Origin of the sequence: Streptomyces ipomoeae 91-03, from assembly GCF_000317595.1 — a bacterium.
In the GTDB taxonomy this organism is placed as follows: Bacteria; Actinomycetota; Actinomycetes; order Streptomycetales; family Streptomycetaceae; genus Streptomyces; species Streptomyces ipomoeae.
The window spans coordinates 1-14,518 of the sequence record NZ_AEJC01000154.1; the positions used below are offsets into that span (position 1 = coordinate 1).

General features: G+C 70.6%; 8 protein-coding genes and 1 pseudogene. 7 read left to right on the forward strand and 2 right to left on the reverse strand.

Annotated elements, in window-relative coordinates; genetic code table 11:
- A pseudogene (locus STRIP9103_RS46210) lies at window positions 1–167 on the forward strand (Fpg/Nei family DNA glycosylase); the annotation flags it as partial.
- Window positions 168–210: 43 nt separating this feature from the next.
- On the opposite strand, the gene STRIP9103_RS10070 reads toward STRIP9103_RS46210, so the two are convergent.
- On the reverse strand, window positions 211–1,467 hold the full coding sequence (locus STRIP9103_RS10070; RefSeq protein WP_009306935.1) for an ROK family transcriptional regulator: 1,257 nt from the start codon (window positions 1,465–1,467) through the stop codon (window positions 211–213).
- A 288-nt stretch (window positions 1,468–1,755) separates the two neighbouring features.
- On the reverse strand, window positions 1,756–3,003 hold the full coding sequence (locus tag STRIP9103_RS10075; RefSeq protein WP_009306929.1) for a D-arabinono-1,4-lactone oxidase: 1,248 nt from the start codon (window positions 3,001–3,003) through the stop codon (window positions 1,756–1,758).
- A gap of 954 nt (window positions 3,004–3,957) precedes the next feature.
- Between STRIP9103_RS10075 and STRIP9103_RS10080 the strand changes: the two genes are divergently transcribed.
- The 6 genes from STRIP9103_RS10080 to rsgA all read left to right on the forward strand — a co-directional run.
- Complete coding sequence (locus STRIP9103_RS10080; protein WP_048820024.1) at window positions 3,958–4,965, forward strand: hydroxyacid dehydrogenase; 1,008 nt, start codon at window positions 3,958–3,960, stop codon at window positions 4,963–4,965.
- A 443-nt stretch (window positions 4,966–5,408) separates the two neighbouring features.
- A complete protein-coding gene (locus tag STRIP9103_RS10085; RefSeq protein WP_009306941.1) occupies window positions 5,409–9,884 on the forward strand; it encodes a fibronectin type III domain-containing protein in 4,476 nt (1,491 codons plus the stop codon).
- Between the two features lie 122 nt (window positions 9,885–10,006).
- Window positions 10,007–10,225: a hypothetical protein gene (locus STRIP9103_RS50600; RefSeq protein WP_009306940.1), complete on the forward strand. Its 219-nt coding sequence runs from the start codon at window positions 10,007–10,009 to the stop codon at window positions 10,223–10,225.
- A 157-nt stretch (window positions 10,226–10,382) separates the two neighbouring features.
- Window positions 10,383–11,768 carry a radical SAM protein gene (locus STRIP9103_RS10095; RefSeq protein WP_009306931.1) on the forward strand — a complete coding sequence of 462 codons (1,386 nt, stop codon included), beginning with the start codon at window positions 10,383–10,385 and terminating at the stop codon, window positions 11,766–11,768.
- 214 nt (window positions 11,769–11,982) lie between these two features.
- Complete coding sequence (locus STRIP9103_RS10100) at window positions 11,983–13,503, forward strand: cellulose-binding domain-containing protein (protein ID WP_009306938.1); 1,521 nt, start codon at window positions 11,983–11,985, stop codon at window positions 13,501–13,503.
- Between the two features lie 238 nt (window positions 13,504–13,741).
- Window positions 13,742–14,518, forward strand: a 777-nt coding sequence (rsgA, locus tag STRIP9103_RS10105; protein ID WP_048820023.1) for a GTPase RsgA, incomplete at its 3' end; no start/stop codon positions are given.

Consider the following 14,518-nt stretch of genomic DNA (forward strand, 5'->3'; position numbering starts at 1 on the left):
CGGAGCTGCTCGCGGGGGAGTGGCGGCAGATCAAGGGCGCGCTGCGGGACCAGAGCCTGATCGCCGGGATCGGGAACGCGTACAGCGACGAGATCCTGCACGCCGCGAAGATGTCGCCTTTCAAGTTGACCTGGTCGGGAAGCCGGAGGAGATACGGGGCCTATAGGGTCCTGCGGCCCTCAGCTCATGGGTACGGGCCGGCGTCGCCACTCACCGACGGCTCGCTGTGTTGCGCCTGGCGGGACTGTGCTTGGTCTTCTCGGGCGTGCGCCGCTGACTGATCGACGAGAGCGCGCCCTCCAGGGCGAAGGTCGCGGCTCCCAGGCACACCGGGTCGGTGGGGATGGGGGACAGGACGATCTCGGCGGCGGCCAGCGGGCGGCGCAGCGCGTGCCGGGCCACGGCCTCCCGCACCTCGGCGAGGAGCGGTTCGCCGAGCGTGGCCGCGACCCAGCTGCTGAGCACGACCACTTCGGGGTTGAGCAGATTGACCAGGTCCGCGATACCGGCGCCGAGATAACGGGCGGTGTCGCGCACGACCTTCACGGCGACGGGGTCCCCGTCGGTGACTCCCCGGGCGAGGGCGTCGATCGTGGCGGTCTGGTCCTCGGGATGCAGCAGGGTGCTCTGTGGGCTCAACTCCCGCAGATGCAGCATGATCCCGGGCGCCCCGACATATGTCTCGACGCACCCGTGGTTCCCGCAGTGGCACAGCCGCCCGTCCAGTACGAGCGTGGTGTGCCCCCACTCCCCGGCACTGTTGCTGACCCCGCGGTGGAGGCCACCGCCCAGCACCAGCCCGGCGCCGACTCCCGTGCCGAGGTTGACGACAACGGTGTCGCCCCGGCCCCGGGCGGCGCCGAACCACAGCTCGGCGACGGCGCAGGCCCGCAGCGGATTGTCCAGGTACAGCGGATACGCGATGTGCTCGGCGAGCAGATCGAGCAGGGGGACGTCGTGCCAGTCCCAGTTCGGGGCGTACTCCGACACCCCGCCCTCCCGGTCCACCTGGCCCGGCACGCTCACCCCGACACCGAGCACGCGCGCGCCCTCGACCCCGGCCTGCGTGACCACCGAGCCGACGGCCGCCGCGACATGCCCGACGACCTGCTCCGGCCGGCTCTCGCCGGGGCGCATGTCCTCGTCGGCTCGGGCCAGCACGTTCAGCGCGAGGTCGAACAGCTCGACCCGGACGTACGTCTCCGCGATGTCCACGCCGATCAACGCGCCCCCCGACGTGTTGACGGCCACGAGCCCGCGGGGGCGTCCGCCCGCCGAGTCCTCGAACCCGACCTCCGTGATCAGCCGCAGATCGAGCAGCTCCCCGACCAGTGTGGCGACCGTCGCCAGACTCAGCCCGGTGGCCGCCGCCAGCTCCTGCCGGGACGTGGGAGACTCGGCGATGATCTGGCGCAGCACCTCGTAGCGGTTCGCGGTGCGAATGTCACGTGATGTGCTGCGTCTCATCGGACTCCCCTCGCTGCATGGCGTCGGGTGCGTGCGGCCTCTTCCAGCCGGGGGTCCGGGGGCTGTCCCCCGGGAAAGCGCGGCACCGACGACATGGTCTCCTCGATCCTTCCAGGCCATGGCGAGGCCTGTTTGCCCCGGCGCGGCGCAAGGCTATGGCTCGGGGGGACTTTCGACAAGGGGTTAGGAAAGGGGGTTTACAAAGTCTGCCGCAGAGCGGGACTCGATGGCTGGAGACCGTCGGCCCCGAGGGATACCAGGTGAGAGCCCCCGGGCCGCCCGGCGTGGTCAGTCCCCGAGTGCATCCCGTACGAACGCGTTGCGGAACTTGCCCGTCGGGTCCAACGTGTCGGCCAGCGCCCGGAAGTCATCCAACCGGGGGTACAGCCGCTTCAGTTCGACCGCCGGAACCGTGAACACCTTCCCCCAGTGCGGCCGGGCCTCGAACGGCGCCAGTGCCTCCTCGACCTGCCGCACCACCGGCAGCACCGCCGCCGTGTCCGCGACCCAGGTGAAGTGCAGCGCGACGGTGTCCCGGCCGTACGCGGGGCTGAGCCACTGCTCGTCGGCGGCCACCGTACGGACCTCACAGACCTGCAGCACGGGAGCGACGGCCGCCCGGATCCCGTCCAGCGCCTGCAGCGCGGCCATGGCGTGCGTCCGTGGCAGCAGATACTCCGACTGCAGCTCGTCCCCGCTGCTCGGCGTGAACTCCGCCCGGAAGTGCGGCAGCCGCTCGTGCCAGGGCCCGGGCACGCCGAACTGCCGGGTGCAGTTCACGGCGGGCATCCCCGGCACCGGATGCATGGCCTCGGTGGCAGGCGCCGCCCACGGGAAGTCCACCGCGGCCTGGTCGGTCCGCCGCTTCACCCAGACCTGGTCGAAGCCGGAGCGGAGCCAGCGGGTGAACAGACTCACGCTGTACGCCGACGCCGTCACGGCCGCGTAGTCCAGCCCGGCGAGGGGGAGCCGGCCGAAGACATGCTGGCTCACCTCGAAGCCCGGCTCCAGGTCGAGGGTGAGCGCGGTGACCACACCGAGGGCGCCGAGCGAGGTGACCGCCCCGCCGAAGCGGTCGTCGCCACGGGAGAGGGTGAGCGTGGAGCCGTCCGCCGTGACCAGCTCCACCTCGCGCACGGCCGCCGCGAGCGATCCGTTGCCGTCGCCCGAACCATGGGTACCGGTTGCCACCGAGCCGGCCACGGAGATGTGCGGGAGGGAGGCCATGTTGTGCAGGGCGAGACCGTGGGCGTGCACCGCGCGGGCGAGTTCCGCGTACCGGACACCGCCTCCGACCCGTACGGTACGGGCCGCCGAGTCCACCTCGATGGTCGGTGGCAGCGCGGTCAGCGAGAGCAGGACACCCTCGGCGCCGGGCTCGGCGATCTCGTTGAAGGAGTGCCCGCTGCCGAGCACCCGCACCCTCTCGCTGCCCGCGACCAGCACCCGCAGCGCCTCGACCGACCGCGGCCGGTGCAGTTCCTTGGCGGTGTAGGTGATGTTCCGGGCCCAGTTGGTCAGGGTCTCGGTCGTCATACGTGTACTCCTCGGCACTCCACGAGCCGTAACTGTCCAAGCCATCCTCCCTCCCCCCTCCGGCCGCCCCGCTCCGACCCTGGGTTGCCCCGCTCCGGCCCTCGGCTGTCCCGGCTTGTGGTCTTTGGGGTGTTCCGCTCCGGCCCTCGGCTGTCCCGACTTCTGGTGTTCGGGTTGCTCCGCTCCGGCCCTCGGCCGCCCCGCTCCGGCCCTGGGTTGCCCCGCTCCGGCCCTCGGCTGTCCCGGCTTCCGGTCTTTGGGGTGTTCCGCTCTGGTCCTTGGTTGTGCGGCTTCTGGTGTTCGGGGTGTTCCGCTCTGGGCCTCGGCTGTTCCGGCTTCCGGTCTTTGGGGTGTTCCGCTCTGGTCCTTGGTTGTGCGGCTTCTGGCGTTCGGGTTGCCCTGCTCCGGCCCTCGGCTGTCCCGGCTTCTGGTGTTCGGGTTGTTGCGCTCCGGCCCTCGGCTGTCCGGCTCGCCGTCTTCGGGTTGCCCCGCTCCGGCCTCGATCGTCCCGCTCCCGCCTTCGGCTGTTCCGCTCCGCCTTCGGCTGTCCGGTTGTCGGCTCGGCCCTCTCCCTTCGGCCTTCGGTTGTCCCGCTCCCGCCTCCGGTCGTCTCCCTCCCGGGCCCGGGCCGCCTTTCCTGCCTGGTTCGGCCGTCATGTCCTTCACGGGTCTCGTGTCGCGTAACGGCCGTCGGTTCTGCCGGGTGTCCTGCCCTGCTGCGGCTGTCGGCTCTGCCGGTTGTCTCGCCGTGCTACGGCCGTCGGCTCTGCCAGGTCTCTTGCCGGGCCCGGCCGGCCCGGCCGAGTTCTCGTGCCTGGCCCTCTCCGCGTCCCGGCCGCCTCTGCTGTGCTGCCCCGGCCGTTCCCCGTCCCGTCCATTGACCCCCTCGCGCGGCCAGACCTACCGTGGAGACCGGTTACTGTGACCGGTTCCCCCAGCTGGAAGGTCCCTTCCTTGCCCGAGCGGCCCCGCGCTTTGTTCGCCATGACTGCCGAGAACGTTCCGCAGATCTTCCCGCCGGAGGTGCTGTCCCGTCTGCGGGAGGCGGTGGAGATCGATCCCGCCCTGATCGCGGAGGACTTCGCCGACGACCGGATCCGGCAGGCGCTCGCCGAGGTCGAGGTGCTGGTCACCGGATGGGGCTGCCCCCGGATCGACGAGGCGGTTCTCGACGCGGCGCCCAAGCTGCGGGCGATCCTGCACTCGGCCGGCTCGGTGAAGGGGTTCGTCGCCCCCGCCGTGTGGGAGCGCGGGATCGCCGTCTCGACGGCGGCCGAGGCCAACGCGCTGCCGGTCGCCGAGTACACGCTCGCCATGATCCTGCTCGCCGGCAAGGACCTCTTCGGCTACCGCGACCGCCTCCGGGCCGAACGGAACTTCCCCGGCTGGGGGTTCGTCCCCGGCATCGGCAACCACGGCCGCCGGGTCGGGGTCATCGGTGCCTCCCGCATCGGCCGTCGGGTCATCGAGCTGCTGCGCCCCTTCGACCTGCGGGCGAGCCTCACCGACCCGTACGTCGACGAGGCCGGGGCCGCCGCCCTCGGCGTACCCCTGCTGCCGCTCGACAACCTCCTGCGCACCTCCGACATCGTGACCGTCCACGCCCCGGACACCCCCGAGACCCACCACCTCCTCGGCCGCCGGGAACTCGCCCTGATGCCCGACGGGGCCGTCCTCATCAATACCGCGCGCGGCACGCTCGTCGACCACGACGCGCTCATCGACGAACTGCGTGCCGGGCGCCTCTCCGCGATCCTCGACGTCACCGATCCCGAGCCGCTGCCCGCCGACTCCCCGCTCTTCGACCTGCCGAACGCCTTCATCACCCCGCACCTCGCCGGCTCGCAGGGCAACGAGGTGTCCCGGCTCGGTCTCACGGTCGTGGAGGAGGCCGAACGACTGGGCTCCGGGCGCCCGCCGGCCCACAAGGTCGACCACGCCGCTCTGGAACGCACGGCGTGACCGCCGCCCCGGCGGGCGTCGCCTCGTGGGGCACTCCCACCTGCTTCTGACGTGGCGGGGGTGCGTGCCCTCGACGACCGATTTCCAGGAACCGTTTGCTGACTGCTCGCTACCTACTCGTTCGTAATCACGGGCGCGTCGTCGAGTTTTCGCGCGTCAGCACAGTTTTCTGGCTGCGATATCTTGCCGACTCCCGAGCGCGACCCTAACTTCCATAGAGACCGTTTTCTATGGCAGCCGTTCGGTAGACACCCCGAGCGGCTGCCGCGGTCTCCCCTGTCCGCGTGTGTGCGAGGAGTCGCTGTGCCCCATCCCGTACTCCGGCGCGGAGAGGTCACGCTCGGCGCGCTCGGGCAGACCGGCCGGACGCCCGGCCGTCGACACGCCTGGACCTTACCCCCCACCTCAAGTAGCCCTTCTCCCGCTCGCTGTGAGGAACCCGCATGTCCGTCACCAGAAGATCCGTCCTGACCACGGCCGCCGCCGGCACCGGCACGCTCGCGCTCACCGGCTGGTCGTGGACGACCGCCGCCGAGCAGGCGTCCGCCGACAGCGCCGAGGCCGCCGCCGAGGGTGCGAGACGCCTCGACCTGATCGACTTCGGAAGCGCGGACTCCGAGTCCGCCCATGACTTCCACGGCCCGGACACCGAAGTCGTCGACGGCAACGCGGGCGACCGGGCCCGTGTCGCCAAGCCCCTCGCCACCCCCGGCATCAAGGGCGGCGACCTCCGCTTCACGCTCGCGGTCGACCCGGTCCAGCAGAACTACCTCACGGTGAAGTTCTGGGGCGGCGACACCTCCACGTACAAGACGATCGCGTACATCAACGGCGAGCAGATCGGCTACCGCCGCTCCGGCGACTACGAGGCCCTCAACACCGGCACAAGCCGTCCGCTGCCCGGCCGTTTCTTCTACGCGACGATCATGCTGCCGCTGGAGCACACAAGGGGCCGGTCGCGGGCCGAGATCACCCTGCGCACATACGACAGCGGGTTCAGCGCCAAGGTCACCGCCGCCTCCCGCGGCTACTACCGGGCCTACACGCACACCGGCGCGTACCTCGACCTGAGCGACGACCCGCAGGCCGACTTCACTCCGCCCACGGACACGGTCGCGGACATCGACGCCACGGCCAAGCAGGCGCTCGTCGACGGCTACGTCGCCGACCAGGTCAAGCTCTTCAACTCCCTCTCGGCGAAGGTCGACGCGTCGGCGAAGGGCAACCTCTCGATCGTCCGCTATGTCGAGGAACTGTTCTTCTACGCCGGCGCCCTCGCCCGCGCCTCCTGGTGCCCGGCGAAGACGCCCGCCGAGAAGAAGGCCGCCCTGCTGCGGGTCTTCAAGTGCGTCGACAACCACACCAAGGACTACTACGGCAACACCAAGCTGCTGGCCTGGGGCGGTCACCAGGGCGACTGGGGCGGCTACTACGGAGCGCTCGGGCAGGCGCTGTACCTGGTCGAGAACGTCATCGCCGACAACGATGTCTACGGGCGGGAGGCCTTCGAGGCGTTCCTCGACGAGCCGTTCAGGACGGGGACCGAGGACGGCGAGACGTCTCTGAAGGACGTCGACTGGGACGGCGGACCTCTCACCCGGCGCGGTGCCTGGGAGCGCGTCCTGAAGGCCAACTTCGACTACGCCCGCTCGCGGCTGTCGTACATCTACAACCAGGTCATGTACACGTACGAGGGCGCCTGGGAGGCCCACGAGGGCCTGCGGGTCATCGGGTCGGCGTTCTACGAGGGCAAGGCGCGCAGCCACCGGATCGTGGGCGAGTCCCTGGGCTGGGAGCCGTTCCTCGGCGAGGAGGTCCTGGTCGGGCCCGACGGACAGGAACTGGACCTGTTCCACTCGCTCTTCTACCACGACCGCACCGCCCGCTGGACCGAGGACTACGTCCGGTACGTCATCAAGGGCCTGGCGAAGTCGAAGCTCGACAAGGACGGCAACGTCGTCCGGCGCCTCCCGCTCGGCACGCACTACACCACCATGACCGAGGCCGGGCACACCCGGGAGAACGGTTACGTCGCCAACTACGGCGAGGCCACCAACTACCTGCCCGAGTGGTTCCACCGCACCTGGGGCCACGAGGGCGACGAGGAGCTCAACGACCGCATCCTGGAGCTGGCGCTGCGCAACCTGCACGCCCGCTCCCACGCCCGTATGACCGACCTCGACGACAACCTCAAGCGCACCATGCGCATGGAGATGGTGATCGACGAGCGCAACACCAACTTTCCCGGCTTCCCCGGCTATGTCCTCCGTATCTCCGAGGGCAAGATCCTCCACTACGTCTCGCTCGCCCGGCACATCGCCGAGCACTCCGACCGGTACGCGGGCGACGAGTGGAGGACCACGCGCGCGTACGCCCGCGAAGCCGTCGGCTTCGCGCAACAGCAGATCGCCGACCGCCAGTACTTCAGCCAGTTCTCCTCGGTGAAGTCGAAGAACAAGTACGACCTCGAACTCGGCGAGACCTGGGCCTGGCTGAAGGCGCACGAGCCGACCGGCACCGTCCACCCGCACACCGACTTCGCGTACTACACGGCCGCCGAGCTGTCGGCGCTGGGCGTGCGGACGGCGGACTACGAGCGGTTCGCCTGGGTCGACGTCGACTGCATGTTCGTGTCGCTGCGGGACGGCGACCTGCACCTGTGGGGCCACCTCAACGAGCGGCAACGCGGCTTCGCCCGCAACGGTCGCCTGCACGTACGGCACGCGAACCGCGACCACATCGTGCAGCTCCAGACCAACGGGCTGTTCCAGTACGAGGACTACTGGGCCCGTATGGACAACATCGACGTCGACTTCATGGAGGACCAGCAGACGGGCGACGGCTTGGCCCCGCAGGCCCTCGCGGGCGAGATCGCCCCGATCACGTACCAGCCGGGCGTCGGCACGGTCCGCCGTGAGAACTTCGAGGCGGACCACGCGTACTCCGGCTACCCGGACCTGCTGACCGCCCGCTACGGCCGCTACCTTTTCGTCTTCAACACCACGCGGAAGGCGTACGGGAACGAGCGCGACCACGAGGTGGAGGTACCGTCGGCCGGGTCGACCGTCCTGGACCTGGTGAGCGGCAAGGACCTCCCGGTGCGCGACGGCAGGGTGAGCGTGCCGCCGAAGACCGGGCTCGTGCTGAAGCTGCCGACGGCGGAGATCTCCGAACTCCCGCCCGCGCACGTCGACTTCGTGCACACCCTGCCCGGGGACGGCTCGATCACGGTCACCTGGCAGACGACCGCGGGCGCCACGCACTACGAGGTGCGCCGGGCGACACGGCGGCAGGGCCCGTACGAGCTGATCGCGGCCAATCTGAAGGGGCGGCACTTCGCCGACGAGTCGGTGAGTGTCGGCGAGACGTACTACTACACCGTCACAGCGGTCAACTCCCAGGGCAACGGCTGGACTTCGCATACGGTCCGGACAGAGGCCGCCGCGCCGGAGACGACCTCCCTCCGGAACTCCGGCTGGCGTGACGACGCCCTCTTCAAGGCCCGCCCCGGGAGCGCGGCCGTGCGCGGTTCGACGATCCGGGTGCTCGGCGCGCACGGCGACGGGCTCGGCGAGGGCGACGACTACACGGTGCCGTCGCGGGACATCGACGACCAACTGCACTATGTGAGCCGCCCGTCGGCGGGCAGCTTCACGCTCACCGCCCGCGTGGACGGCGCCCGCGGCCCGGTCACCGGCCTGATGCTGCGGGACCGGCTGACCGCCGACACCCGCCACCTGTACTTCGGCGCGGACACCGACGGTTCCCTCGTCTTCCACAACCGCACCCGGGACAGCCGCCACGACTGGCAGGACGACCTGCGCTCGCCGATCACCCGCAGGCTCGACGGCCGTACACTCGCCGCCACGCCGTATCTGCGGCTCGTCCGCGACGTCAGCACCCACCGCGTGCACGGCCAGGTCTCGGTGGACGGCACGGTGTGGGTGACCGTCGCGACCCTGTTCACGCCCTTCCCGTACGCCGTCCACGCGGGACTCGCGGCCACGGGTGACGCGGAGTTCACGAAGGTGGCGGTGGACAGGATCCGGGCGGACTCGGTGCTGGTGGCGCTGGGACGCGACGGCGACACGGTGGCGGTCCGCTGGAACAAGCCGGAGGACGCGCTGACGTTCACGGTCTCGCGCTCCACCGACGGTGAGACATGGGAAACCGTGGAGTCCGGCACCCGCTCCCTCGGGTACGAGGACGAGGGGCTGCGGCACGGCAAGCGGTACTACAGGGTCACGGCGGACCTGGTCGGCGGCGGCACCCGTACCTCCGTCCCGGCCGTCGCGGTCGCCGAGACCCTGGCCGACGTGCTGGCGCGGGCGCGGCGGACCGACCCCGCCGAGTGGACGAAGAAGAGCTACGCGGCCTTCACCGCCGAGCTCGACCGCATCGAGAAGGAGACCGGCGAGGACGAGGACACCCGCATCGACGAGGTGTACGCGGCGTACGAACTCCTCGTCTCCCGCGACACGCTGCTGCGGCGGACGTCGGTCACCGCGTCGATGGTGGCCGCCTCCACGATCGAGTGGCCGGGCCGGGGGACCAAGGAGTCCAACGGCTGGAAGGCCTTCGACGGCAACACGGCCACGTACACCGACACGCTCGCCGCGGAGAGCTGGATCGACATCACCGCCGGCGACGCCGGCCCCCTGGTCGTCGACAAGCTGCGCGTCCTCCCGCGTGCGGGCTTCGCCGGCCGGGCGACCGGCACCGTGCTGCGTGGCTCGACCGACGGCGGGGCGACCTGGACGGACCTGCACACCATCGGGACCACGACCGACGGCATCTGGTACGAGGCCACGCTGAGCTCCACGGCGTCGTACCCCCTGCTCCGGCTCCACGACGCCCACGACGGCCGGTGCAACCTCGCCGAGGTCGAGTTCTGGTACTACGCGCCCGAGGAGGGCTGACCCACCGCCGGTCACGACCCGGCATCGCGCCCCCGACCGACCGTCGGCCGGGGGCGTCGCGGTGCGATGGTGGTCAGCGGCATACGCGGAGGACGGATCCGAAGAGCGGTGGCCGTCGCCGCATGCGCCGCGGCGGTCGGCGCGGTGTCCGGCGCACCGACGTGGTGGTCCGCACGATCACGCTCGCGCCGGGCGGCTCCACCGGTTGGCACCACCACCAGGGCCAGGCGCTCGCCGTCGGTCGTCCTGCGGGCTGCGACGTCTGGGGCTGCGGCGAGTACATCCCGCTGATCTCGCCGGGTTCGCCACACTTCATCGTGTTCGCCGCGGCGGCCGGATGATCGTCCAGGCCGCCGAATCCGGCGATATGCGGTGGAAACATCACGTCTGTGAGGGGACCCGGCGCCGCTCCCGTCCGGCCAGGGGCATACCGTGAGGAGTCGAGCACGGAAGCCGGAGTACGGAGCCGGAGCGAGTCGGGAGCGAGGAGAAAACGGGATGGGCAGCCGCACCGCGCTGGTCGAGGATCTGATGGAGCGGTTCCCGCACGTACCGCGGGAGGCGGTCTTCAAGGAGGACCTGCTCAGGGGCGGCGTGGCCTTCGACGCGTCCGCGCTGAGCGACAACGAGAGCGGCGAGGTCAAGCCGAAGTCGTACTTCATCTTCTCCTTCGACCACGGCACCCTCCCCGAGTTGGGCGAGGCCGCCCTGCGTCGCCCGCCGGAGGAGATCATCCTCACCGGCGGCCCGTACGACCTGCGGCGCACGGTCGTCTCCGTACGGGTCAACCCGTCGTCGCCGTACCGCGTGGCCGCCGACGAGGAGGGCATGCTCGGGCTCTATCTCGACGGCCGGCGCATCGCCGACGTCGGTGTGCCGCCCATGCCGGAGTACTACCGGCACACCCTCTCCAACGGGAAGTCCGTGATGGAGGTGGCCCCCACCATCCAGTGGGGCTACCTCATCTACCTCACCGTCTTCCGCGTCTGCCAGTACTTCGGCGCCAAGGAGGAGTGCCAGTACTGCGACATCAACCACAACTGGCGCCAGCACAAGGCGGCCGGGCGGCCGTATACGGGTGTGAAGGACGTCGACGAGGTCCTGGAGGCGCTGGAGATCATCGACCGGTACGACACGGCGAAGACGTCCACCGCCTACACGCTCACCGGCGGCGCGATCACCAAGACGGTCGCCGGCCGGGACGAGGCCGACTTCTACGGCCACTACGCCAAGGCCATCGAGGAGCGCTTCCCGAACCGCTGGATCGGCAAGGTCGTCGCCCAGGCGCTGCCGCTGGACGACGTCAAGCGCTTCCACGACTACGGCGTGAAGATCTACCACCCCAACTACGAGGTCTGGGACCGCCGTCTGTTCGAGCTGTACTGCCCCGGCAAGGAGCGCTACGTCGGCCGCGACGAGTGGCACAAGCGGATCCTGGACTCGGCGGAGGTCTTCGGCGCGCGCAATGTGATCCCCAACTTCGTGGCGGGTGTGGAGATGGCCGAGCCGTTCGGGTTCACCACGGTCGACGAGGCCATCGCGTCCACCACCGAGGGCCTGCGCTTCTTCATGTCGCACGGCATCACACCCCGCTTCACCACCTGGTGCCCGGAGCCCACGACCCCGCTCGGCAAGGCCAACCCGCAGGGCGCGCCGCTGGAGTACCACATCCGGCTCCTCGAGGCCTACCGGGCCACGATGGACGACTTCGGGCTGTCGTCCCCTCCGGGCTACGGGCCGCCCGGACCGGGCCGGGCCGTCTTCTCGGTCAGCTCCTTCATGGACAGCCTCCCGGCGGTCGAGGAGACCGGCCTGACCGAGCAGACCGGGCTGACCGAGGGGGGCCAGGGAGCCGAGGGGGCCGAGGGCGTTACAGTCAAGTAACTCCTGTGGCAGTTGAGTCAGTTGGGGCTGCGATACGTACCACCACGCAGCGAGAACCGGCGGTAACCACATCTGAAGACGCAGCTTGTCAGTTGTGTGGGAACCGTGAAAAACTCGGGACTGCCACAAGGTGGTCCCCCCAACTCCCTTGTAACGAGGGGGCATTGGCCTTTCTTGTGGACTTCCCCCCTCGCTCTGTGGATGCAGGAGACCCATGCCCGACCTGCCGAAGCCCCAGGACGCCGCCGAGGCCGCGCTGTTCTCGGAGTGCTGGGACGCGGTTCTTTCGTACGCCGATCTGTGCACGTCCGGATCGATCGCGGCGACCCAACTGGCCACCGAGGCCTTCTCCAACGGCATGCAGGAGTCACGCGCCCTGGAAGTGGAGGCGGGTGCCGGACGCGGTGTCGGACGGCGGACCTTACGCCTGCCCCGAATACCGTTCCTGCTGACCTGGGTCAGAACCAGCGCGGCGGCCTGGGAGCGGGACGGCCAGGGCCACCGGCTCGACCCCGACCTGCGGCTGTGGCTCAACTCCGACAAGGCCGCCCGCTACACCGGACCGCCGCTGCAGCGCCCCCTCGCCCTGCGCGCCCTCAGGGACATGCAGGAGCCCGACGCGGCCCTGCTGTGGCTGGCCGAGGTCGAGTCGCTGCCGCTCACCTCGGTCGCCCGCCGCCTCGGGCTCGACCCGTCGGTCGTCCGGGCCGAACTCGACCAGGTGCGGGCGCTGTTCAGGGACCGGTGCCACCGCAACCAGCTCGACACACCCGTCGACACCGACTGCCACAACTACGCACGGCTGCTGGACGCCATCACCCGCTCGCCCGGCACCGACACCCCCGAGGACCTGTCACGGCACCTCGCCACCTGTGTGGAGTGCGCCGAGGCCGCCGCCTGCCTCGGGCTGCACGGCGGCGGGCTGCCCGCCGCGCTCGCCGGTGGCGTGATCGGCTGGGGCGGACTCGCCTACCTGGAGCGCCGCCGCCGCGCCGCCGAGGCGGGCCTGCTGCCCGGGCGCGCGGACTCCACCGGCACCGACCGGGGGCTCTCGCCGGGCAAGGAGCCGGGGCCGCGGATCGGCCGCAACGGCCTCCTCGTCGGGGCCGGCATCGTCTCCGTGCTCGCACTCGCCGTCTCCCTCATGCCGCTCGGCGACGACGACACCGTCGCCGAGGGCGCCTCGGCGGGCGAGTCGTCGGTCGTGCAGCAGGACTCGTCGGTCCCGGCGACGCGGCCCGGCCAGTCCGGGGTGTCCTCCGAGATGCAGAGCACCTCGCGGCCCCAGGAGACCGGCTCCGACGACGGCGGCGACGGCGACGGTGACGGCGGCAGCAACGAACAACCCCAGGGCGACTCCTCCACGCCCGCCCGGGTCTCGCACGAGCCGGTCGAACCCGGCAACTCGTCCGACGCCACCTGCCACGTCCGCTACAAGCTCGTCAACGAATGGCCCGGCGGCTTCCAGGCCACCGTCACCGTCACCTCCTCCAAGGACCTCGACGGCTGGAGCATCGGCTGGACCTACGAGGACGGCCAGCGCATCACCCAGATGTGGGACGGCGCCTTCGATCAGGACGGCTCCCGGGTCACCGCCACCGCCGCCGACTACAACAGGACCGTCACCGAGGGCGCCACCTTCGGCGTCGGCTTCCTCGGCTCCTGGGACAACGACGAGAACGCGGCGCCGCGGGACTTCACACTGAACGGAAGCGACTGCGAGACCGTGGATTAAATCGTTTGACGGGGGGCCGCGTGCCCCCGCTAGGGTGAGATCACCGAGCACGGCGGCTGAACAGGCCGCCGTCGCCAACCACGAGTGAGACAGGAGGTGTTGACCGATGACTGTCACGGCGATGGGCGCTGCCCGCATCCAGGAATCCATCCAGTCCACCTCCGTGGCCACCGGCTGACACCCACCTTCTTCGATCTCCTTTCGAACGCCGGGGCCACCCTTGTGAAGGGTCTCTCCCTTGACTTTCTCCGGTTCTCTCTCCGGTTCGGCTTCCGCCTCCGGATCCGGTTCCGTCTTCTCCGCTCTCGCTCCCTACGGCTGGGACCACGCCTGGGCGGACGCCTTCACCCCGTACGACGCCGAGGGCCTGCTCGCCGGGCGGGTCGTCCGGGTCGACCGCGGGCAGTGCGATGTGATCACCGCCGACGGGCTGCTGCGGGCCGACACCGCGTTCGTCACCCCGCACGACCCGATGCGTGTCGTGTGCACCGGGGACTGGGTCGCCGTCGAACCCGCCGGTGACCCCCGCTACGTACGCGCCTGTCTGCCCCGCCGCAGCGCCTTCGTCCGCTCCACCTCCTCCAAGCGTGCCGAGGGGCAGATCCTCGCCGCCAATGTCGACCACGCGGTCGTCGCCGTGTCGCTCGCCGTCGAGCTCGACCTCGGCCGGGTCGAACGGTTCCTCGCGCTGGCCTGGGAGTCCGGGGCGCAGCCGGTGGTCGTGCTCACCAAGGCCGACCTCGTGCCCGACGCGGTGACGCTCGCGCATCTCGTGCAGGACGTGGAGACGGTCGCGCCCGGGGTGCCCGTGCTGACCGTCAGCTCCGCGCTCGGGGAAGGCCTCGACGTCCTCGCCGCCGTGCTCGCCGGCGGTACGTCCGTGCTGCTGGGGCAGTCCGGTGCGGGCAAGTCGACCCTCGCCAACGCGTTGCTCGGGGAGGACGTCATGGATGTCCAGGCCACGCGCGACGTCGACGGCAAGGGGCGGCACACGACCACCACCCGTAACCTCCTC